Annotated in this window: 19 protein-coding genes; 12 read left to right on the top strand and 7 right to left on the bottom strand. The window is 66.9% G+C overall.

Annotation, left to right across the window (positions count from 1 at the left end; genetic code table 11):
- Positions 1–26: 26 nt before the first annotated feature.
- From tgt to fabV, 5 genes are all read left to right on the top strand, one after another.
- On the top strand, positions 27–1,157 hold the full coding sequence (gene tgt, locus ACZK29_RS08625) for a tRNA guanosine(34) transglycosylase Tgt (protein WP_005409256.1): 1,131 nt from the start codon (positions 27–29) through the stop codon (positions 1,155–1,157).
- Between the two features lie 134 nt (positions 1,158–1,291).
- Positions 1,292–1,636 (top strand): preprotein translocase subunit YajC, encoded by a 345-nt coding sequence (yajC, locus tag ACZK29_RS08630; protein WP_005409257.1) that lies wholly within the window; start codon positions 1,292–1,294, stop codon positions 1,634–1,636.
- A gap of 61 nt (positions 1,637–1,697) precedes the next feature.
- The gene (gene secD, locus ACZK29_RS08635) at positions 1,698–3,554 is read left to right on the top strand and encodes a protein translocase subunit SecD (protein WP_033834414.1); all 1,857 of its coding nucleotides are present in this window, start codon (positions 1,698–1,700) and stop codon (positions 3,552–3,554) included.
- A gap of 16 nt (positions 3,555–3,570) precedes the next feature.
- Positions 3,571–4,551: a protein translocase subunit SecF gene (gene secF, locus ACZK29_RS08640; RefSeq protein WP_033834415.1), complete on the top strand. Its 981-nt coding sequence runs from the start codon at positions 3,571–3,573 to the stop codon at positions 4,549–4,551.
- A gap of 705 nt (positions 4,552–5,256) precedes the next feature.
- The gene (gene fabV / locus ACZK29_RS08645; protein WP_478446906.1) at positions 5,257–6,516 is read left to right on the top strand and encodes an enoyl-ACP reductase FabV; all 1,260 of its coding nucleotides are present in this window, start codon (positions 5,257–5,259) and stop codon (positions 6,514–6,516) included.
- Positions 6,517–6,629: 113 nt separating this feature from the next.
- Here the strand turns inward: fabV and ACZK29_RS08650 are convergent, their stop codons facing one another.
- The 3 genes from ACZK29_RS08650 to ACZK29_RS08660 form a co-directional block, all read right to left on the bottom strand.
- Positions 6,630–8,699, bottom strand: coding sequence for an EAL domain-containing response regulator (locus tag ACZK29_RS08650; RefSeq protein ID WP_111204440.1), 2,070 nt, complete (start codon positions 8,697–8,699; stop codon positions 6,630–6,632).
- Between the two features lie 91 nt (positions 8,700–8,790).
- Positions 8,791–9,975: a BaiN/RdsA family NAD(P)/FAD-dependent oxidoreductase gene (locus ACZK29_RS08655; protein WP_478446907.1), complete on the bottom strand. Its 1,185-nt coding sequence runs from the start codon at positions 9,973–9,975 to the stop codon at positions 8,791–8,793.
- Positions 9,972–10,520, bottom strand: coding sequence for a YaeQ family protein (locus ACZK29_RS08660; protein ID WP_111204438.1), 549 nt, complete (start codon positions 10,518–10,520; stop codon positions 9,972–9,974). The genes ACZK29_RS08655 and ACZK29_RS08660 overlap by 4 nt, the downstream gene beginning before the upstream one ends.
- Before the next feature lie 123 nt (positions 10,521–10,643).
- On the opposite strand from ACZK29_RS08660, the gene ACZK29_RS08665 reads away from it, so the two are divergent.
- Positions 10,644–11,522 (top strand): pseudouridine synthase, encoded by an 879-nt coding sequence (locus ACZK29_RS08665; protein ID WP_478446908.1) that lies wholly within the window; start codon positions 10,644–10,646, stop codon positions 11,520–11,522.
- Positions 11,523–11,528: 6 nt separating this feature from the next.
- On the opposite strand, the gene ACZK29_RS08670 is transcribed toward ACZK29_RS08665, so the two are convergent.
- Positions 11,529–12,017 carry a YaiI/YqxD family protein gene (locus ACZK29_RS08670; protein ID WP_059034065.1) on the bottom strand — a complete coding sequence of 163 codons (489 nt, stop codon included), beginning with the start codon at positions 12,015–12,017 and terminating at the stop codon, positions 11,529–11,531.
- Between the two features lie 301 nt (positions 12,018–12,318).
- Here ACZK29_RS08670 and ACZK29_RS08675 point away from each other — a divergent pair, with 301 nt between their 5' ends.
- The 4 genes from ACZK29_RS08675 to ACZK29_RS08690 all read left to right on the top strand — a co-directional run bounded on the left by ACZK29_RS08675 (position 12,319) and on the right by ACZK29_RS08690 (position 16,144).
- On the top strand, positions 12,319–12,528 hold the full coding sequence (locus tag ACZK29_RS08675; RefSeq protein WP_004153307.1) for a cold-shock protein: 210 nt from the start codon (positions 12,319–12,321) through the stop codon (positions 12,526–12,528).
- Between the two features lie 184 nt (positions 12,529–12,712).
- Positions 12,713–13,402, top strand: coding sequence for a glutathione S-transferase family protein (locus ACZK29_RS08680; RefSeq protein WP_478446909.1), 690 nt, complete (start codon positions 12,713–12,715; stop codon positions 13,400–13,402).
- A 32-nt stretch (positions 13,403–13,434) separates the two neighbouring features.
- Complete coding sequence (locus tag ACZK29_RS08685) at positions 13,435–15,000, top strand: protein adenylyltransferase SelO (protein WP_478446910.1); 1,566 nt, start codon at positions 13,435–13,437, stop codon at positions 14,998–15,000.
- A 607-nt stretch (positions 15,001–15,607) separates the two neighbouring features.
- Entirely contained in the window at positions 15,608–16,144 is a 537-nt protein-coding gene (locus ACZK29_RS08690) for an adenine phosphoribosyltransferase (RefSeq protein ID WP_049457836.1), read from the top strand.
- A gap of 78 nt (positions 16,145–16,222) precedes the next feature.
- Here the strand turns inward: ACZK29_RS08690 and dbpA are convergent, their stop codons facing one another.
- Positions 16,223–17,599 carry an ATP-dependent RNA helicase DbpA gene (gene dbpA, locus ACZK29_RS08695; RefSeq protein WP_478446911.1) on the bottom strand — a complete coding sequence of 459 codons (1,377 nt, stop codon included), beginning with the start codon at positions 17,597–17,599 and terminating at the stop codon, positions 16,223–16,225.
- 138 nt (positions 17,600–17,737) lie between these two features.
- Positions 17,738–18,817, bottom strand: a complete 1,080-nt coding sequence (locus tag ACZK29_RS08700) for a YeiH family protein (RefSeq protein ID WP_478446912.1) — start codon at positions 18,815–18,817, stop codon at positions 17,738–17,740.
- Between the two features lie 101 nt (positions 18,818–18,918).
- Here ACZK29_RS08700 and ACZK29_RS08705 point away from each other — a divergent pair, with 101 nt between their 5' ends.
- Positions 18,919–19,794, top strand: coding sequence for a LysR substrate-binding domain-containing protein (locus ACZK29_RS08705; protein WP_164146930.1), 876 nt, complete (start codon positions 18,919–18,921; stop codon positions 19,792–19,794).
- A 288-nt stretch (positions 19,795–20,082) separates the two neighbouring features.
- A complete protein-coding gene (locus ACZK29_RS08710) occupies positions 20,083–21,963 on the top strand; it encodes an ATP-binding cassette domain-containing protein (RefSeq protein WP_111112401.1) in 1,881 nt (626 codons plus the stop codon).
- Between the two features lie 145 nt (positions 21,964–22,108).
- On the opposite strand, the gene ACZK29_RS08715 is transcribed toward ACZK29_RS08710, so the two are convergent.
- Entirely contained in the window at positions 22,109–22,570 is a 462-nt protein-coding gene (locus tag ACZK29_RS08715; protein WP_019661289.1) for a c-type cytochrome, read from the bottom strand.
- Positions 22,571–22,579 lie beyond the last annotated feature (9 nt).

Raw genomic sequence — 22,579 nt, forward strand, 5'->3', positions numbered from 1 at the left:
CGACTATTTGCCTGAACGACCGCTCCATGTCCCGACTGCAGTTCCAGCTCCAGACCCGCGACGGCCGTGCCCGCCGTGGCCGCCTGACCTTCCCGCGTGGCACGGTGGAAACGCCGGCTTTCATGCCGGTGGGGACCTATGGCTCGGTCAAGGGCATCCTGCCGGACCAGGTGCGTGCGCTGGGTGCCGAGATCATCCTCGGCAATACCTTCCACCTGTACCTGCGCCCGGGCCTGGACATCATCGCCGACCACGGCGGCCTGCACGGCTTCTGCCGCTGGGATGGCCCGATCCTGACCGACTCCGGCGGCTTCCAGGTGTTCTCGCTGGCCCACCGCCGCAAGATCACCGAACAGGGCGTGACCTTCGCCTCGCCGACCGACGGCGCCCGCGTGTTCCTGGGCCCGGAGGAGAGCATGAAGATCCAGAAAGTGCTCGACTCGGACGTGGTCATGATCTTCGACGAGTGCACCCCGTACCCGGCTACAGAGGATGTTGCCCGCCGCTCGATGGAACTGAGCCTGCGCTGGGCCCAGCGCAGCCGCAACGCGCATGACGAGCTCGGTAACGACGCGGCCCTGTTCGGCATCGTCCAGGGCGGCGTGCACACCGACCTGCGTAGCCGCTCGGCCGAGGCCCTGCAGGCGATCGGCTTCGACGGTTACGCCATCGGCGGCCTGGCCGTGGGCGAGCCCGAGCACGAGCGCAATGCCATGCTCGACCACCTGGACCCGGAGCTGCCCAGCGACCGTCCGCGCTACCTGATGGGTGTGGGCCGGCCGGAGGACCTGGTCGAGGGTGTCGCACGTGGCGTGGACATGTTCGATTGCGTGATGCCGACCCGCAACGCCCGCAATGGCCACTATTTCACCTCGTTCGGCACCGTCCGCATCCGAAACTCGCAGTACGCGCGCGACATGGACCCGATCGAGCCGGGCTGCGGTTGCGTGGCCTGCACCGGCGGCTACACCCGCTCTTACCTGCGCCACCTGGACCGCTGCAACGAGATGCTGGCGCCGATGCTGGGCACCCTGCACAACCTGTTCTATTACGAAAAGCTGATGGCCGACATCCGCGCGGCGATCGAGGCGGGAACCTTCCTGGCCTTCCGTGAGTCTTTCTACGCGGCACGCGGGGCGGTCGCGCCGCCCCTGTAACCCCGACGCCCCCTGCCAAACGGCCCAAGGACGAACGCCCGGGGCCGTGGCATACTTCAAGGCTGACCCAGATCCGCGGTCGACACGCCGTGCCCGTGAAAGGGCCGGAGCGCCGCCCAACCAAAGGACCAACGATGAACCTGCTTGCCTTCCTGATTCCCGCCGCCCACGCCCAGGCCGCCGGCGGCCAACCGCAGGGCATGGGCCTGACCACGCTGCTGTTCCCGGTCATCCTGATCGCCATCATGTACTTCCTGATGATCCGCCCGCAGATGAAGCGGCAGAAGGAGCACAAGGCCATGCTGGAGAAGATCAAGCGTGGCGACGAAGTGCTGACCAACGGCGGCATCGCCGGCATCGTCACCGACATCGGCGACAACTTCATCACCATCGAAGTGGCTGACAACGTGCGCATCCGCGTGCAGAAGGGCGCTGTCGGCAACGTGCTGCCGGCCGGTACCCTGAAGTCGGCCCAGTAAGCCACTCCCTTTCCGATGCACAACCGCGGCGCCGGGGATGGCGCCGCGCGGGACCCAAGCAATGCTCGAATTTCCACGCTGGAAGTACGTCGTCATCCTGATCGTACTGGCGCTCAGCGCGCTGTACGCGCTGCCCAACATCTACCAGAAGGACCCGGCCGTCCAGATCACCGCCAACCGTGGCGGGCAGGTCGACGACGCGCTGCGCGACCGTGTGCTGGCCGACCTGAAGAAGGCCGGTATCACCGCCGTCGGTGCTGAGAAGGAAGGGGAGAGCCTGATCGTTCGCCTGCCGGACCTGAAGGCGCAGTCCGCCGCCAGCGACGCCCTGCGTGACACCGTCGGCGAGAAGTACACCGTGGCCCTGAACCTGGCCTCGACCGTCCCGGACTGGCTGGCCAACCTCGGCGGTCGCCCGATGGTGCTGGGCCTGGACCTGCAGGGTGGTGTGCACTTCGTGCTGCAGGTCGACCAGAAGGCCGCCCTCGACAAGCGCCTGGACGCCTACACCGAAGACGTGCGCAGCACGCTGCGCGACGCCCGCATTGCGTACCAGTCGGTGGAGCGCCGCGCGGACAACAGCATCGTGGCCAACCTGAGCCCGTCCGCCGGTGATGACGCCGCACAGCGTGCCCGTACGGCGCTGGTGAAGGCGCAGCCGACGCTCGGCTACGACGTCAGCGGCAACCGCATCACGGTGACCGTGCCGGAGACCGAGATCGCGCAGATCGCCAATGGCGCCATCGAGCAGAACATCAACACCCTGCGCAACCGCGTGAACCAGCTCGGCGTGGCCGAGCCGATCATCCAGCGCCAGGGTGCCGACCGCGTGGTCGTGCAGCTGCCAGGCGTGCAGGACACGGCCGAAGCCAAGCGCATGATCGGCGCCACCGCCACCCTGGAATACCGCGCGGTGGTCGAGGGCAATGCCCAGGACGCCATCGACTCCGGCCGCATCCCGCCGGAAGCGAAGGTCTATCAGCGCCGTGACGGCGGCGGTCCGATCCTGCTGAACAAGCGCGTGATCGTCACCGGCGACCAGATGGTCGGCGCGCAGGCGGTGACCGACTCCACCAGTGGTGCCCCGGCGGTGAGCGTGACGCTGAACAACGTCGGCGGCCAGCGCATGTTCGACTTCACCAGCGCCAACGTGAACAAGCCGATGGCGGTGGTGTACACCGAACGCGTGCCGACCGTGACCATGGTTGACGGCCAGGAAGTGCGTGGCTTCAAGGTCAATGAGGAAGTGATCTCGGTGGCCAACATCAACGGCGTGTTCGGCAAGAACTTCCAGACCACCGGCCTGCAGAAGAAGGAAGCCGACGACCTGGCCAAGCTGCTGAAGTCGGGTTCGCTGGCCGCACCGATGGACTTCGTCGAAGAGCGCGTGGTTGGCCCGAGCCTGGGCGCCGAGAACGTCAAGAACGGCATGCGCGCGGTGGTGTTCGCGTTCCTGTTCACCCTGGTGTTCTTCAGCGTGTACTACCGCATGTTCGGTGTGATCACCTCGGCAGCGATGCTGTTCAACCTGCTGATCGTAGTGGCGGTGATGTCGCTGTTTGGTGCCACCATGACCCTGCCGGGCTTTGCCGGCCTGGCGTTGTCGGTGGGCCTGTCGGTGGACGCCAACGTGCTGATCAACGAGCGTATCCGTGAAGAGCTGCGTGCCGGCGTGCCGGGCAAGACCGCGATCGTGACCGGCTACGAGCGTGCCTCGGGCACCATCCTCGACGCCAACCTGACCGGCCTGATCGTCGGTGTGGCGCTGTTTGCATTCGGTACCGGTCCGCTGAAAGGCTTCGCGCTGACCATGATCATCGGTATTTTCGCCTCCATGTTCACCGCGATCACCGTGTCGCGTGCGCTGGCGACGCTGATCTACGGCCGTCGCAAGAAGCTCCAGAACGTGGCCATCTGACGGGACGACACGCACAATGAAACTGTTTCCGCTGCACATCCTCCCGAACGACACCAAGATCGACTTCATGCGCTGGCGCCATGTCGCCATGGCAGTCACCATCGTGGTGTTCCTGGCCTCGATTGCCATCATCGGCATCAAGGGCTTCAACTACGCGCTGGACTTCACCGGCGGCACCCTGATCGAAGCCCGCTTCGACAAAGCGGTGGACGTCGAGCAGGTCCGCAACAAGCTCGAGCAGAATGGCTTCGAAGGCGCCCAGGTACAGAGCGTCGGTGGTAACACCGACCTGCTGATCCGCCTGGCCCCGCACGGTGAGCATGCGCCGGGTACCGGTGACGCCGCCGCCGAGGACAAGGCCACTGCCGCCGCCGTGGTGAAGGCGCTGTCTTCGGCCGACAACCAGGCCACCGTGCTGCGCAACGAGTTCGTCGGCCCGCAGATCGGCAAGGACCTGGCGATGAATGGCCTGTACGCCACCATCTTCATGCTGGCCGGCTTCCTGATCTACATCGCGGTGCGCTTCGAATGGAAGTTCGCGGTCACCGCCAGCATCGTGGCGATGTTCGACCTGATCGTGACGGTGGCTTACGTGTCCCTGCTGGGCCGTGAGTTCGACCTGACCGTGCTGGCCGGCCTGCTGTCGGTGATGGGCTTTGCGATCAACGACATCATCGTGGTCTTCGACCGCGTCCGCGAGAACTTCCGCAGCCTGCGCGTGGACTCGATGGAGGTACTGAACCGTTCGATCAACCAGACGCTGTCGCGTACGGTGATCACCGCGGTGATGTTCTTCCTGTCGGCACTGGCGCTGTACATGTACGGCGGCAGCTCGATGGAGGGCCTAGCCGAGACGCACATGATCGGTGCGGTGATCGTGGTGCTGTCCTCGATCCTGGTGGCGGTGCCGATGCTGACGATCGGCTTCCTGCGCGTCAGCAAGCAGGACCTGCTGCCGAAGGCGAAGGACGTCGAGGCCCTGGCCCGTCGCCCGTAAGCAGCTGCTGCCCTCAGCACACAGAGAACCCCGCGCAAGCGGGGTTTTTTGTGTGCAGGGCTGCGCCCCGCACCCGCCGAGGCAACAGCAATAGCAACGTAAAAAGCCGGAGCTGGCTTTCTGCTGGTTGGGCGGCGCCATGTGGGTTGGCAGGACACGCCGTAAACCCATCCTTGGGGGCTCGATGGCGCCATCCATGGCGCCAACGGTCCTGCCAACCCACATGGCCCCACCTCCGACAGATTCCTGCGGCTGTTGGTAGGTGTCGACCTTGGTCGACATATCTGTCAGATATCGACAATCAGAATTGAGTCAGTTCTACCGTGTCGACCAAGGTCGACACCCACCAGAGCAGACTGCCGTTCCGACAGATCGCGGAAAACTGTCGAAGGCGGGGTGGGTCCGGTGGCAGGGGTGTGAGCCGCATGGATGCGGCGACCAAGCCCCCATGGATGGGTTCACGGCGTCCCCTGCCACTGGACCCACCCCGCCATCCCTCAGGAACCGGCTTTGGCTGTTGCCTCGGCTCCGGCCGTTGCCTCTGCGGGTGCAGGGTGCAACCCTGCAAAACAAACACCACCCTACGCCAGCGTCGGTTGTGCAATCAGCCCCCGCGCACTACGATCCTGCGGTTCGCGCGCGCTGGCGCGCGCCCGCATTCCTGCTGAGCGCCCCGTGCGCCGCATCTGCCAACCCGAGGTATCCATGGTCATCAAACCGCGCGTCCGCGGCTTCATCTGCGTCACCACACACCCGACCGGCTGCGAAGCCGCGGTCAAGCAGCAGATCGACTACATCCGTGCGCGTCCGCCCATCCAGAATGGTCCCAGGCGCGTGCTGGTCATCGGTGCCTCCACCGGCTACGGCCTGGCTGCGCGCATTACCGCCGCGTTTGGGAGCGGCGCCGCCACCTTGGGCATCTTCTTCGAGCGACCGGGCACCGAATCCAAGCCAGGCACCGCCGGCTGGTACAACTCCGCCGCGTTCCACAAGTACGCCGACGAAGCCGGCCTGTACGCCAAGAGCATCAACGGCGATGCCTTCTCCGATGAAGTGAAGGCCAGGACCATCGAGATGATCAAGGCCGATCTGGGCCAGGTCGACCAGGTTGTCTACAGCCTGGCCGCGCCGCGCCGCAAGCATCCGAAGACCGGCGAGATCATCAGCTCCACGCTGAAGCCGATCGGCGAGCCGATCACCCTGCGTGGCCTGGATACCGACAAGGAAGTGATCACCGAGACCACCCTGCAGCCGGCCACGCCGGAAGAGATCGCCGGCACCGTCGCGGTGATGGGCGGTGAAGACTGGCAGATGTGGATCGACGCGCTGGCCGACGCCGGCGTGCTGGCCAACGGCTGCACCACCACCGCCTTCACCTACGTGGGCGAAGAGATCACCCAGGCCATCTATTGGAACGGCTCGATCGGCGCCGCCAAGAAGGACCTGGACACCAAGGTGCTGGGGCTGCGCGAGAAGCTGGCCAAGATCGGTGGCGATGCGCGCGTGTCGGTGCTGAAGGCCGTGGTCACCCAGGCCAGCTCGGCCATTCCGACCATGCCGCTGTACCTGTCGCTGCTGTTCAAGGTGATGAAGGAAAAGGGCACCCACGAAGGCTGCATCGAGCAGCTCGACGTGCTGTACGACATCCTCTACGGCGGCAAGGCCGACGGCGTGGCGATCGATCGCCTGCGCCACGACCTGGTCGATGGCGATGGCCACACCGTTGCGCTGGTCGACGAGGAAGGGCGCCTGCGTGCCGACTACAAGGAAATGGCGGCGGACGTGCAAGGCAAGGTGGTTGCGCTGTGGCCGCAGGTGACCAACGAGAACCTGTACGAGATCAGCGACCTGGCCGGCTACAAGGCCGACTTCCTGCGCCTGTTCGGTTTTGGCGTGGAGGGTGTCGACTACGAGGCCGACGTCAACCCGGACGTGAAGATCGACAACCTGGTCGACATGACCTGATCAACGAAAAGGCCGGCGAAAGCCGGCCTTCTCTTTGTGTAGAGCCGAGCCATGCTCGGCTGCTCTTCGCTTGAGTCCCGCAGCCGAGCATGGCTCGGCTCTACAGAGAGGCATCAACCAAACTCGAAGCCCATCTCCGGCAGCGCCGGGCCGACGAAGTCGCCCTGCACGTAGTCCACGCCGGCACTGAACAGCAGGGTCATCGAATTGGCATCGCTGACGAACTCGGCGATGGTGCGGATGCCGGCTTCCTGCGCGCGTGCGGTGATCTGGCTGATACGGTCGATGTTCTCGCGGGTGGCCGCCAGGTCGCTGGTGAAACCGCGGTCCAGCTTGAGGAACTGCGGCTGGAAGTGGGCCAGCAGCTGGAACGAGTCCAATCCCGAACCAAACTGTTCCAGGCCGATGCGGCAGCCCAGCGGCGCTACTTCGGCAAGGAACTGCTGCGCACTGCGCAGGTGGGTGAACACCTTCGCTTCCGGCGCATGCAGCCACAGTCGTTCACCGGGTACACCCTGCGCCTGCAGTTCGCGCCGCAGGGTGGCGATCATCTGCGGGTCGTCGAACGACTCCGGCGTCACTTTCACCAGCACCTGGGTGGCATGGCCCTCGCGGGCGCGCTGGCCGAGCACCGCGATCGCCTGCGAAACCACCCAGCGGTTGATGTCGGCCAGCAGGCCGTACTCCTCGGCGATGCCCAGGAACGCGGTCGGGCTCAGCAGTTCGCCATTGTGCTCCAGGCGCAGGTAGGCCTCGTACAGCTCCAGCGGCTCGCCCTGCAGGTTCAGCACCGGCTGGTAGTGCAGCTGGAAGCCGTCACCGGCCAGTGCTTCACGGATACGGGTGACCCAGCGCAGTACGCGTTCTTCCTCGACGCGGTCGGCCGCGGCCGGGTCGAAGATGCGGCAGGTATTGCCCAGTTCAGCGGCGGCATGCGTGCACTCGCTGGCGCGTGCGAGCACCTGGCCGATGCTGGCGATCTTCTCGCCCACCTGTACGCCACCGATGCTGACCGTCACCGTGGCCGAGCGCGCACCGATGCTGAACACATGCGCTGCATACGCTTCGCGGATGCGCTCGGCCAGTGCCACGGTCTGTGCGTAGGGCCCGGCCTGCAGCACGGCGAAATTGTGTTCACCGAAGCGGGCCAGCTGGGCCTCCTGGCCGACCACCTCGGCCAGCAGGGCGGCGAGGGCGCCGATCAGGGTGTCGGCTGATGCCAGGCCGATGTCCGGCAACAGGCGCGCATAGTGGTCCGGCTCGATAAGCAGCAGGCCGAACTGGCCTTCGCTGCGGCCGGCCTGGGCCACCGCGCTTTCCAGCTGCAGCATGAAGGTCGGGCGGTTGAGCAGGCCGGTGACCTGGTCGCGCTGCCGCAGGTCCTCCACTTCGCGGGCCAGCTCCGGATCGAATTCCATGCGGCGGCGAAGCACTACCTGCAGGCAGGATTCGCCTTCGTAGGTGGCAGCGGTGAATTCCATGGTTGCCGCGAACGTACTGCCATCCTCATGGCGGGCATCGAGCTGGTACTGCGGTGGCGGCGCCTCGCCGCGGCTGAGGCCCTTCAGCAGCTGCTTGAAGCCTTCCACGTGCTGGGCCGCGACCATGTCCAGCAGCGAGATGCCTTCGATGTCGTCGAACTGCTCGTAGCCGAACATTTCCAGGTAGGCATCGTTGGCACGGATGTGCATGCCTTCGTGCACGTAGGCGATGGGATCGCGCGAAGAGGCGATCAGCGCATCGCAGCGGCGCTCGGTCTCACGCATCTGCGCCTCGATGCGGCGCAGGCCGCGACGCGCCTGCAGGTCCACCCATTGGTCGCGGACCACGGCCAACAGATGTTCGGAGCGCTGGCGCAGGGCGAGAGCACGGATGCCGTGGCTGCTGGCCTGCACCAGCTCGTCCTCGTCGATGCGCTCGGCCAGCAGCACCAGCGGGATGTCCTTGCCACTGGCGGCGATGTGCTGGGCCACCAGTGGCAGCGGGATGCCCTGCGAGGGCGACGCCAGCACCAGGTCGATGGCCTGGCTGGACAGCACCTGGGCCAGCTCGGCCGCGTCCTGCGGCCGCCAGGGCCGCACCGCGATGCCGCTGTTGCGCAGGGTGCTGACGATGGCTTCGGCATTCTCGCCGCTGTCATCGACGATCAGCAGGCGGATGGTGATGTCGTTCGCGTTCTGCATGCACTGCTCCCCAATCTGCGAATCTAGATACACGATGCGCGGCGAACCGTCCATGCGCGCACCCCTTGCGCGCATCGAACGGCGATCTGGTTCACACCACGCCACCGGCCGCGTGGCCGCTGGCCCAGGCCCACTGGAAGTTGTAACCACCCAGCCAGCCGGTCACGTCCAGCACCTCGCCAACGAAATGCAGGCCCGGCACGCGCTTGGATTCCATCGTCGAGGACGACACCTCGGCGGTATCCACGCCGCCCAGGGTGACTTCGGCGGTGCGGTAACCCTCGGTGCCGCTGGCCACCAGCGGGAACGAGCCCAGCAGCTGCGCGGCCTGGCGCAGCACCGGCTCGTCCAGCTGGCGCACGGGCCGGTCGGGCAGCCAGTGCTCGCACAGGCGCTGCGCCAGTCGCTTGGGCAGCATCTCACCCAGTACCGTGCGCAGCTCGGCGGCCGGGCGCTCGCGCTTCATCTGGCGCAGCCACTCGCCGGCATCCTGGCCGGGCAGCAGGTCCAGCTCCAGCGCATCACCGGGTTGCCAGAACGAGGAGATCTGCAGGATCGCCGGGCCGCTCACGCCACGATGGGTCAGCAGCATGAAGTTCTGGAAGCGCTTGCCGTTGCAACGTGCCTCGATCGGCAGGGCGACACCACTCAGATCGGCCAGCCGCTCCTGATGCTTGCCGCTGAGCGTCAGCGGTACCAGGCCTGCGCGGGTTGGCAGCACCTGATGGCCGAACTGGCGCGCAATCTCGTAGCCGAAGCCGGTGGCGCCCATGCTCGGAATCGAGAGGCCGCCAGTGGCCACCACCAGCGAGGCGCAGTGGAACAGGCCCTGCGTGGTGTGCACGCGGAAACCGTCGCTGCCGTGTTCGATGCGCTGCACGCTGCACTCGGTGCGGATCTGCGCGCCGGCCGCCTGGCATTCATCCACCAGCATCTTCACGATCTGCTTGGACGAGACGTCGCAGAACAGCTGGCCCAGCTCCTTTTCGTGATAGGCGATGCCGTGCTTGCTGACCAGCTCGATGAAGTGCCAGGGCGTGTAGCGCGCCAGCGCCGACTTGCAGAAGTGCGGGTTGGCCGACAGGAAGTTGGCCGGGGTGGTGCCGGTGTTGGTGAAGTTGCAGCGGCCACCGCCGGACATCAGGATCTTCTTGCCGACCTTGTTGGCATGGTCGATCACCTGCACCTGGCGGCCGCGCTGGCCAGCCGTGATCGCGGTCATCAGACCGGCCGCGCCGGCGCCGATGACCACCACGTCGCAGCGGATCGTGCTCATGCCTTGGCGCGCTTGCGCCAGTTGGGGATCACGTCGAGCTGCATCTGATCGTTGAGCAGCTGCACTTCACCGTCCTGGATCAGCACGCTCCAGCGCATCGCGCGCTGGACCTGCTGGCCCCAGCGTTCGACGAACTCACCGTCCAGATCAATCACCGACAGGTTGTCGAAGCGCGCCAGGCCCTTGCCCTGCTTGCCCCACCAGATGTCAGAGGCGTTGCCGCCGTAATTGATCACCTGCACCTGGCGGCTGCGGTTGCTGGCCTTGCGGATGCGGGATTCGTCGGGATGACCCAGGTCGATCCACTGCAGGATGTCGCCGGTGTAGTCGTGTTCCCACAGGTCCGGCTCATCGTCGGTGCTCAGGCCACGGCCGAACTCCAGGCGGTCTCCCGCATTGAGGGCGAAGGCGAGCAGGCGCACCATCAATCGTTCGTCGGTCTCGGACGGGTGCTGGGCCAGGGTCAGGTTGTGGGTCGCGTAGTAACCGCGATCCATGTCGCTGATCTGCAGTTCGGCCTTGCGGATGGTGGCGGTAAGAGCCATGGGGGATCCGTGGACTAAAGACGACAATGATAGAGGTTTGCTCCTGGGGTGTCCGTTGCGGGGCTGTCTGCGGGACGTCAACGTGGCACGCTTGCACGCTTTCCCGCCGCAGGAATGGATCCGATGACCCTGCCCAGCCGTCTGCAGCTGCCACCCGGCCACTGGCCCAGCCTGCTCGAAGGCCTGTGCGCCCGTTTCCCGCGCATCGACCGTGCGCAGTGGCAGGATCGCTTCGCGCGTGGCCGCGTGCAGGACGTGCAGGGCAGGGCGCTGCCGCCGGACATGCCCTGGCAGGCGGGGCTGGAGATCCAGTACTTCCGCGAGGTGGCCGACGAACCGGTGATTCCCTTCGCCGAGACCATCCTGCACCTGGATGAGCACCTGCTGGTGGCCGACAAGCCGCACTTCCTGCCGGTGACGCCGGCCGGCAGCTACGTGCGCGAAACCCTGCTGGCGCGCCTGATCGCACGCACGGGCAATACCGGGCTGGTACCGCTGCATCGGCTGGACAGGCTGACCGCTGGCCTGGTGCTGTTCTCGACGCAGGCGGCTACGCGCGATGCCTACCAGCGGTTGTTCCGCGAGCGCCGCATTGAAAAGACCTATGAGGCGCTGGCACCGGCGCTGCCCGGACTGGCGTTCCCGCTGCGGCGGCACAGCCGGCTCGCGCCGGGCGAGCCGTTCTTCCGCATGGCCGAAGTGCCGGGCGAGCCCAATGCGCGCAGCCTGATCGAGCCGATCGAGGCCGAGGGGCCGATCTGGCGCTACCGGTTGAAGCCGGAAACCGGCCGCAAGCACCAGTTGCGCGTGCACATGGCCGCGCTGGGCGCGCCGATCGAGGGCGATGACCTTTACCCGCAGCTGCAGTCGCGGCCGGAGGGCAGCGCCGAGCCACCGCTGCAGCTGCTGGCACAGGCGCTGGCCTTCGATGACCCACTCACCGGGGAGCCGCGGCGGTTCAGCAGCCAGCGGCACCTGCGCCGAATGGACCAGGGCGGCTAGCGCGGGTCAGCGAGCCGGGCGCCGCGCCAGCCAGCGGTCCAGCTCGGCGGCGAACAGCTGCCGGTCGCGCGGTCCCAGCGGAGGCGGTCCTCCGGTCTGCACCCCGGCGCCGCGCAGCTCCTCCATGAAATTGCGCATCGACAGGCGCTCGGCCATGTTGTTCGGCGTGTACAGCTGGCCGCGCGGGTTCAGCGCCACGGCCTTCTTCTCCAGCACCAGTGCGGCCAGCGGGATGTCCTGGGTGACTACCAGGTCGCCGGCAGCCACCCGTTCGACGATGGCACTGTCGGCCACGTCCAGGCCCTGCGGCACCTGGATCGAGCGCAGCCAGCGCGATGGCGGGGTACGGATCCACTGGTTGGCGACCAGGGTCAGCTCGATCCCGACCCGTTCAGCGGCCCGGAACAGGATGTCGCGAATGACGGTGGGGCAGGCATCCGCGTCCACCCAGATGCGCGGGAGGGCGGGTTCAGCTTGGGTTTCAGCTTCAGTCATTTACCCAGTGTAGGGTAGGAAAAACCTGAATGGGGACTCGGGTTTAGCCCTGATCGGCTGCCAGCCCTTGCCACGCCTAGCGGGCGGGGCCCGCCCATGAACGTCCGGGCTATCGCTTTTTGCAGAAAACACGCGTATCGTTCGTCCCACTGTGTTTGCTAGGGTCACCGTGAATCGTGGCCTGGTGCAGTTGATCTCACGATCCGCTCATCGATCCGCTTTACCAACGCCTGCAACTCAGTCTCGGCCCCGATACCCGGTGGCTGCGATTTTTTCAACATGTGTTTCAGGAGTTAGTCAAATGTCTGATCGTCAGACCGGCACCGTCAAGTGGTTCAACGACGCCAAGGGCTTCGGCTTCATCACCCCGGAAAGCGGCCCGGACCTGTTTGTGCACTTCCGTGCCATCCAGGGCACCGGCTTCAAGACCCTGCAGGAAGGCCAGAAGGTTACCTTCATCGCCGTCCAGGGTCAGAAGGGTATGCAGGCTGACCAGGTGCAGGCGGTCTAATCCGTCTGCTACCGTTTGGTAGCCAGAACGCCGGAAGCGAAAGCTTCCGGCGTTTTTTGTTGTCCGCTGTTCTGTAGAGTCGAGCCATGCTCGACTGCTCTCAAAGGCAGTCGAGCATGGCTCGACTCTACATGGGGCATGCAGCCATCACGGTACGATGTGGGCTTCCCCAAGGATCGTCCCCATGCGCATCGTCCACCATCTGGAAAACTCCCGTTCCCTGCGCGTGCTGTGGATGCTGGAGGAGCTGGGGCTGGACTACGAGCTGCGCCGCTATCCGCGCGATCCGAAGACGCTGCTGGCACCGCCGGAGCTTCGCAACGTGCATCCGCTCGGCAAGTCGCCGGTGCTGCAGGATGGCGAACTGGTGCTGGCCGAGTCCGGTGCCATCCTCGACTACCTCGCGGATCGCTATGACACCAAGCGCCAGCTGTCGCCGTCACCGATGCCGGCCGATGGCGCAGAGCGCATCGCCTACCGCTATTGGCTGCACTACGCCGAAGGCTCGGCGATGCCGCCGCTGCTGCTGACCCTGGTGATGGGCCGCATCCGCAACGCGCCGATGCCGTTCTTCGCGCGCCCGATCGCGCGCAGCATCGCCGACAAGGCCGAGCGCGGCTTCATCGGTCCGCAGCGGCGCCTGCACCTGGACTGGATGGAGCGCCGCCTGGCCGAAAGCCCGTGGTTCGCGGGTGAGCGGTTCGGCGCAGCAGACATCCAGATGAGCTTCCCGATCCAGGCCGCGGCCGCACGGGGTGGTGGTCTCGACGACAAGCCGGCGCTGCGTGGCTTCCTCAAGCGCATCAGCGAGCGGCCGGCGTACCAGCGCGCCGAAGCCCACGGCGGGCATCTGCAGGCGCTCAGCGGCAATTGAGGCGGGCAGCGGCCGCCCCCATCTTCAACGCCATGGATACCGACAGCCCCCGTTTCGACAACCGCCTGCTGCATGCCCTGCCGGGTGATCCCGAATCCGGCCCGCGCCGCCGCGAAGTACTGGGCGCCGCCTGGTCGCCGGTGATGCCGACGCCGGTGGCAGCCCCCACGCTGCTGGCCTGGTCGCCGGACGTTGCCACGATGCTCGGCTTCGACACCACCGAGGTCGAGAGCGAAGGCTTCGCGCGTGTGTTCGGCGGCAACGCGCTGTACGCCGGCATGCAGCCGTGGGCAGCCAATTACGGCGGCCATCAGTTCGGCCACTGGGCCGGCCAGCTCGGCGACGGCCGCGCGATTTCGCTGGGCGAACTGGTCGCACCTGATTGCCGTCATTGGGAGCTGCAGCTGAAGGGGGCGGGCCCCACGCCGTATTCGCGTGGCGCCGATGGTCGCGCAGTGCTGCGCTCATCTATCCGCGAATTCCTGTGCAGCGAAGCGATGCATCACCTGGGCGTGCCGACCACGCGCGCGCTGTCGCTGGTCGGCACCGGCGAAGACGTGGTGCGCGACATGTTCTATGACGGCCACCCGCGTGCCGAGCCCGGCGCGATCGTTTGCCGGGTATCGCCCTCGTTCCTGCGCTTTGGTTCATTCGAGCTGCCAGCGTCACGCGGCGAAACCGCGCTGCTTCAGCAGTTGGTTGATGCCTGCATCGCCCGCGACTTCCCGGAGCTCGAAGGGCAGGGCGAGGTACTGTACGGCGACTGGTTTGCGCAGATCGCGGTGCGTACCGCCGAGATGATCGCGCACTGGATGCGCGTCGGCTTCGTGCATGGCGTGATGAACACCGACAACCTGTCCGTGCTCGGCCTGACGTTGGACTACGGCCCCTATGGCTGGGTCGAGGACTTCGATCCGGACTGGACACCGAACACCACCGATGCCCAAGGCCGGCGCTATCGCTTCGGTACACAGCCGCAGGTGGCGTACTGGAACCTGAGCCGGCTGGCGCAGGCGTTGTCGCCGTTGTTCGCCGATGTGGCACCGCTGCAGGCGGGGTTGGCGGCGTATCAGTCCACGTTTGTCGCGTGCACCCGTCGCGATGCCGCAGCCAAACTCGGCCTGGCTGCGGCGGATGATGAAAACCTGCAGCTCTACCTGCGCTGGCAGCAGTTGATGCAGGACGGCGCGATGGACATGACCCTGGCCTGGCGCGCGCTGATGCGCGTTGATCCAGCGTCGCCCGATGTGGGTGTGCTGGACGCGGTGTACTACGACGAGGCACGCCAGCAGTCGGTGCAGGCACCGTTGCAGCAGTGGCTGCAGGATTACGCAGCGCGGCTGCGCGTGGATCCGCTGTCGGCCAGCGAGCGCACGGCGAAGATGGCCGCGGCCAATCCGCTGTACGTGCTGCGCAACTGGCTGGCGCAGGAGGCCATCGATCGCGCCGAACAGGGCGACCTCGGCGGTGTTCATGCGTTGCAGGATGTACTGCGTGATCCGTACACCGAGCGTGCCGGGCTCGAGCACTTTGCCGGCAAGCGCCCGGCCTGGGCCGACAACCGCGCCGGCTGCTCGATGCTGTCCTGCAGTTCCTGAGGGTGGGGTTCGGCAGGGCTGCGCCCTGCACCCGCAGAGGCAACAGCCGAAGCCAAAGCGGCTCTGGATTGCTGATGGTTTGGCGGGGCGGTGTGGGGCTGCAGGACACGCCGTAAACCCGTCCCTGGGGGCTCGATGGCGCCATCCATGGCGCCAACGGTCCTGCAGCCCCACACCGCCCCACCTCCGACAGATTCCCGCTGCTGTGGGTAGGTGTCGACCTTGGTCGACACGGTAGATCCACGCCATGCGTGGATGATTTTCGTTCAATTCTCGAAATAATCGATTTCGATTGAGAGTCATCCACGCATGGCGTGGATCTACAGAAGCAATGCCCGACAGATCGCAGGAATCTGTCGAAGGCGGGGTGGGTCCGGTTGCGGGGGCGTGAGCCGCATGGATGCGGCGACCGAGCTTACATGGACGTACTTGCAGCGGCCCCCGCAACCGGACCCGCCCCGCCATCCCTCGGAATGCGGCTTTTGCTTTCGCTTTTGCTTGCGCGGTGGCCTCTGCAGGTGCCGGGCGCAGCCCGGCCGAACACCCCCAACAGGCAGCCGGCGCCCGGAACAGGTACCCTATGCCGCCATCAGATAGCCAACGTGACATGACCGACGCCCTCGTCGCTCCGCAGTGGGCCTCCCGCCTGCGCGACATCGCCGACTTCCCCAAGCCCGGCATCCTCTTCAAGGACATCATGCCGCTGCTCGCCCACGGCGAGGACTTCCGCGGTGCCATCACCGCGATGGCCGACCGTTGGCGCGACCAGAAGCTGGACGCGGTGGTGGGCATCGAATCGCGTGGTTTCATCCTCGGTGCCGCGATGGCGCTGGAGCTGGGCGTGGGCTTCGTGCCAGTGCGCAAGCCGGGCAAGCTGCCTGGCCAGGTGCTGCGCGAGGAGTACACGCTGGAATACCGCAGCGACTGCATCGAAGTGCATGCCGATGCGCTGCCGGCCGGCGCGCGCGTGGCGATCATTGATGACGTGCTGGCCACCGGCGGCACGCTGGTCGCTGCCTTGTCGCTGGTGCGCCGCCTGGGCGTTGACGTGGTCGGCGCCGGTGTACTGGTCGAACTCGACGGCCTTGGCGGCCGTGCGCGCTGGGAAGCGGACCTGCCGCTGCACACCGAACTGGTGTTCTGAGTCTGTCGCCGGGCGTGGCCCGGCGCTACACACGGCATGCAGGTAGCGCCGGGCCATGCCCGGCGACCACCTTGCCGATCACATCATCCGCACGCGGAAACGACGGCCCTTGATCTTGCCGGCTTCCAGCTTTGCTACGGCCTTGTTGGCCTGCTCACGCGCGATCGCCACGTAGGAACGGGTCGGGAAGATCGCGATCTTGCCGATGAACTTGCTCGACAGGCCGGCGTCGCCGGTCAGCGCACCGAGAATGTCGCCCGGGCGCAGCTTGTCGGTCTTGCCACCATCAATGCGCAGCGTGCGCATCGCCGCCTGCGGCAGCTCGGCCGGGCGCGAGGTCGCCAGCGGCGTCTTCTGCCAGTCCAGCGGCTGACCCATCTGTGCTTCGATGGCTTCGGTGCGGGTCTTCTCGCGCCCGGCCACCAGGCTGATCGCCAGGCCGCTGGCACCGGCACGACCGGTACGGCCCACGCGGTGCTGGTAGCTCTCCACGTCGGTCGGCAGCTCGTAGTTGATCACCGCCGCCAGTTCTTCCACGTCCAGGCCACGCGCGGCCACGTCGCTGGCCACCAGCACATTGCAGCTGCGGTTGGCCAGCAGCAGCAGCACTTCCTCGCGGTCGCGCTGTTCCATGTCGCCATGCAGGGCCAGTGCAGAGAAGCCGAACTGCTGCAGCGAGTTCGCCACTTCGTCCACGTCCTTGCGGGTGTTGCAGAACACCACCGCCGATTCCGGCGTGTACTTCAGCAGCAGGCCGGCAAGCGCCTTCTGGCGATGCGCCGGTTCCACCTCGCAGAACAGGTGGCGGATGGCCGGGGCCTGGTCGGCACCTTCCACGGTCACTTCCACCGCGTCGCGCAGCAGGTCACGCGCCATGGCGCGGATGCTGTCGGGGAAGGTGGCGGAGAACAGCAGGCTCTGGCGGTCCTTGTGGGTGCGGCCGGCAATCTCGCGGATCGGCTCCTCGAAGCCCATGTCGAGCATGCGGTCGGCCTCATCAAGTACCAGCGTGCGCACCGCACCCAGGTTCAGCGCGCGCTTGCGCGCCAGTTCCTGCACACGGCCGGGCGTGCCGACCACCACGTGCGGGTCGTGGCCTTCCAGCGACGCCAGCTGCGGGCCCAGCGGCACGCCGCCCACCAGCAGCAACAGCTTCAGGTTGGGGATGCCGGTGGCCAGCTTGCGGATCTGCTTGCCGACCTGGTCGGCCAGTTCGCGGGTCGGGCACAGCACCAGCGCCTGCACGCGGATCAGGCTGGGGTCGATGGACTGCAGCAGGCCCAGGCCGAAGGCGGCGGTCTTGCCGCTGCCGGTCGGCGCCTGTGCGATCACATCGCGGCCATCGAGGATGGCCGGCAGGCTCTGCGCCTGCACGGGGGTGAGAGTGGTGTAGCCGAGGGCATCCAGGCCGGGCTGCAGGGCCGGGCTCAGCGGCAGGGTCGAGAAGTCAGTCATGGCGCATTGTACCTGCCTGCGCGGCCGGTCCCGCCTGATGGGGTGGGGTCGGATCCCTCATCCACGCATGGCGTGGATCTACGGGTGGGTGCCGACCGCCCCCCTTTGGTGGGTGCCGACCGTTGGTCGGCACTGCCCTCACCCCAGCAACGCCAGCACGCCCTGATGAATCGCCAGGCCACCGAACAGCAGCCAGGCGAACAGGATCAGCGCCAGCAGCAGCGGCTTCAGGCCCGCCTGGCGCAGCGCCGAGACGTGGGTGGTCAGGCCCAGCGCGGCCATCGCCATCGCCAGCAGTACGGTATCCAGCTGCACCAGCGCCGCCTGCAGGCCGGCCGGCAGCAGATGCAGCGAATTGAAACCGGCCACTGCCACGAAACCGAACGCGAACCACGGCACCACGATGCGCGCCGTGTTGCCGTCGGTGCTGGCCTTGCCGCCACGCGCCAGCCACAGCGACAGCGCGATCAGGAACGGCGCCAGCAGCATCACCCGCACCATCTTGGTGATCACCGCGGTATCGGCGGCGGCTTCGTTCACCGCACGGCCGGCGGCCACTACCTGCGCCACTTCATGCACCGTCGCACCGGTGAACAGGCCGTACTGCCGTGCGTCCATTGCCAGCCAGCCGTGTGACTGAACCAGTGCATACAACGCCGGATACAGGAACATCGCCAGCGTGCCGAACACCACCACCGTAGAGACCGCCACCGTGACCTGCGCCGCACGGCCACGCACCACCGGTTCGGCGGCCATTACGGCCGCTGCGCCGCAGATTGCGCTGCCGGCGCCGATCAGCATCGCCGCCTCGCGTTCCATCTTGAACACGCGCACGCCCAGCCAGCAGGCCAGGCCGAAGGTGCTGGCCACCACCAGCACGTCCATCAGCACGCCGCTGACACCGACATGGCCGATGTCCTGGAAGGTCAGGCGCAGGCCGTACAGCACGATGCCGGCGCGCAGCAGCCAGTGCTTGGAGAAACCAACACCGGCCGCGCTGCTCGGTGCCAGCCGCGGATAGAAGGTGTTGCCGACCACGATGCCGGCCACGATGGCCACGGTCAGTGCGCTCAGGCCATGCGCCTGCAGCCAGGGCAGCTCGGCCAGGTACAGCGACGCCGCCGCGACCAGGCCGACCAGCAGCAGGCCGGGCAGGCGCGGCTGCCAGCGCTGGCGCAGGGCGGACAGGGACCAGGGGGAGAGGGCGGGGGCGTTCATGGCGGGACAGGACTGGAGGGATGGCGCAAGCGTGCGCCTACCAGAATTACCTGTAAAACGAATAATATTGTTGAAACCTACCTATAAAACGGGTATTTTCCATGCGCCTGACCCTGCGCCAGCTTCAGGTCTTCGTCGCCATCGCCGATCACGGCAGCACCACCGCCGCTGGCCAGGCCATCGCGCTATCGCAGTCGGCCAGCAGTGCTGCCCTGCATGAGCTGGAGGCGCACTTCGGCACCCCGCTGTTCGACCGCATCGGCCGCCGCCTGGCCCTGAACGGGCATGGCCGGGCGTTGCTGGAGCCGGCGCGCACGCTGCTGGTCAACGCCGCCGACCTGGAGCGGCAGCTGGCCGCGGGCGGCGACCCGGCGCAGGGCGCACCGCTGCGGCTGGTGCTGGCGGCCAGTACCACCATCGGCAACTACCTGCTGCCACCGCGCATCGCCGAGCTGTTGCGCCAGGCGCCGCAGGCCGAGGTCGACCTGCGCATCGACAACAGTGCTGGCGTGGTCGCCGCCGTGCAGCGCCTGGATGTGGACGCCGGCCTGATCGAAGGCCCGTGCCACGAGCGTGGCCTGCAGGTCACCGCCTGGCAGCAGGACCCGCTGGTGATCGTGGCTGCCGCCGATGTCCCCGCCCGCTGGACGCAGGACGAACTGCGCCGCGCACGCTGGCTGCTGCGCGAACCCGGCTCCGGCACCCGCGAGGCGGTTGAACAAGCGCTGCTGCCGCACCTGCGTGGCTTCGCGCAGACCCTGCAGCTGGGCAATACCGAAGCGATCAAGCAGGCGGCCATCGCCGGCCTCGGCCTGGCCTGTCTTTCGCGTCATGCGCTGGAGGAGCCGCTGGCCCTGGGCCGCCTGCGCGTACTCGAGACCCCGCTACCCGACCTGCAGCGCACCCTGTGGCTGGTACGCCACCCGGGCAAGCAATGGCTGCCGGGCCTGCAGGCGTTGTTGGGGGACGTGGGGTAAGCCATCAGATTCCCATGTGTCGACCAAGGTCGACACCCACCAGAGCAGAATGCCGTCACGGCAGATCGCAGGAAATTGTCGAAGGCGGGGTGGGTCCGGTTGCGGGGGCGTGAGCCGCATGGATGCGGCGACCGAGCTTACATGGACGTACTTGCAGCGTCCCCCGCAACCGGACCCATCCCGCCATCCCACAGGAAACCAGCTTTTGACGTTGCTTTGGCTGCGGCCGTTGCCTCTGCGGGTGCCGGGTGCAACCCGGCCGACGCCCCCAACCCGTACAATATGCGGATGCCTCTGATTACTCTGCAGAACGTCGACTTCAGCGTCGGCGGCCCGTTGTTGCTGGAAAAGGCCGAACTGTCGATCGAGCCGGGCGAACGCATCGCCCTGATCGGCCGCAACGGCGCCGGCAAATCCACCCTGCTCAAGCTGCTGTCCGGCGACCACAAGCCCGATGACGGCGAAGTCCGCGTGCAGCAGGGCGTGCGCGTCACCCGCCTGGAGCAGGAGGTGCCGCACGGCGCCGCCGGCTCGGTGTTCGACGTCGTCGCCGATGGCCTGGGCGAACTGGGCCAGTGGCTGGCCGAATTCCACCACCTCAGCCACGCCGAGGTGTTCGACGGCGAAGCGCTGGGCAACGTGCAGGCCAAGATCGACGCCGCCAACGGCTGGGGCCTGGACCAGCGCGTCAGCGAAACCCTGACCAAGCTCGACCTCGACGGCGAGGCCGAGTTCGGCCGCCTGTCCGGCGGCATGAAACGCCGCGTGCTGCTCGCCCGTGCACTGGTCTCCAGCCCGGATGTGCTGCTGCTGGACGAACCGACCAACCATCTGGACATCGAAGCCATCGACTGGCTCGAAGCGTTCCTGAAGGGCTGGAGCGGCAGCGTGGTGTTCGTCACCCATGACCGCCGCTTCCTGCGCGCACTGGCCACCCGCATCGTCGAGATCGACCGCGGCCAGGTCACCAGCTGGCCGGGCGACTGGGCCAACTACGAGCGCCGTCGCGAGGAACGCCTCAACGCGCAGGCGCAGGAAAACGCGCGCTTTGACAAGCTGCTGGCGCAGGAAGAAGTGTGGATCCGCCAGGGCATCAAGGCCCGTCGTACCCGCGACGAAGGCCGCGTGCGCCGCCTGAAGGCGATGCGCACCGAGCGTTCGCAGCGCCGCGATCTCAGTGGCAACGTCAAGATGGAAGCCGCGCAGGGCGTCAGCTCCGGCAAGAAGGTCATCGACGTCAAGGACATTTCGTTCGCCTTCGGCGAGCGCACCATGGTCCGCGACTTCACCACCACCATCCTGCGTGGCGACCGCATCGGCCTGATCGGCCCCAACGGCAGCGGCAAGACCACGCTGCTGAAGCTGCTGCTGGGCGAGCTGCAGCCGGCCAAGGGTGAGGTCAACGCCGGCACCAACCTGCAGATCGCCTACTTCGACCAGTACCGTGCGGTGCTGCGCGAGGACTGGAGCGCGATCGAGAACGTGGCCGAAGGCCGCGATTTCCTCGAGTTCAACGGCAAGCGCAAGCACGTGCATGCCTACCTGCAGGACTTCATGTTCACCCCGGAACGCGCGCGCGCGCCGATCACCCGCCTGTCCGGCGGCGAGCGCAACCGCCTGCTGCTGGCCAAGCTGTTCGCGCAGCCGTCCAACCTGCTGGTGATGGACGAACCGACCAACGACCTGGACGTGGAAACCCTGGAGCTGCTGGAAGAGCTGCTGGGCGAGTACACCGGCACCCTGCTGCTGGTCAGCCACGATCGTGACTTCATCGACAACGTGGTGACCTCCACGCTGGTGATGGAAGGCGATGGCGTGATCGGCGAGTACGTGGGTGGTTACAGCGACTGGCAGCGTTATGCGGCCAGCATCGCAGCGCCTGCCGCGGCCCCTGCGGCCAAGCCGGCGGTCGCTGCACCTGCCGCGCCGGCAGCTGCTCAGGCGGCACCCAAGCGCAAGCTGGCCTACAAGGAAGCACGCGAACTGGAGCAGCTGCCGAAGACCATCGAAAAGCTGGAAGGCGATGTCGAAGGGCTGACCTCGGCGATGAACGACCCGTCGTTCTACACCCGCAGCAGCGCCGAAGTGACCGCGCACACCCAGCAGCTGGCCAAGGTGCAGGCCGAGCTGGATGCCGCGTACGCGCGCTGGGAAGAGCTGGAAGGCTGAGTTTGCCGGGTTCGTGCGGACCAACGGTCCGCACCTACCGGAGCCAATGCCCGGTAGATCCACGCCATGCGTGGATGGCGGCATCCGTGCGGACCAAGGTCCGCACCCACCAAGGCGGATTCCGCACCCACCGGGGGGCTGGGGGTTATTTGACCCCGTGCAGGTCCCGCAGCTGGCTCGGCCGGCTGCCGAAATACGCCGCCAGATCGGCGATGTCCTGATCGCTCAGGTCCTTCGCCTGCGGCGTCATCAGCATGTGCTGGCGGTCACCGGCGCGGTAGGCCTGCAGCGCGTGCGCCAGGTAGTCGCCGTACTGCCCACCCAGCTTCGGATAGGTCGGGTCGATCGGCGCATTGCCGTCGGCCCCGTGGCAGTCGATGCAGCTCTGGTTGGTGGCCTTGCCCTTCACCTTGGCGCGGGCTTCGCCGGCGGCCTCGCGGCCTGCGGGCAGGCCAGCCGAAGAGGAAGAGCCGTGTTCGCCGCTGGCATGGCCCGGGTCGGCGGCGGATTTCTCGCTGTTTTCCACCTGCGACTGCGAACAGGCGGCCAGCAGCAGGGCAACGGACAGGGCGATGGCATGACGCATCGGATGCGCGGCTTTCGACATGGGCGGGCC

Source organism: Stenotrophomonas sp. 89682_Sma (assembly GCF_056481405.1).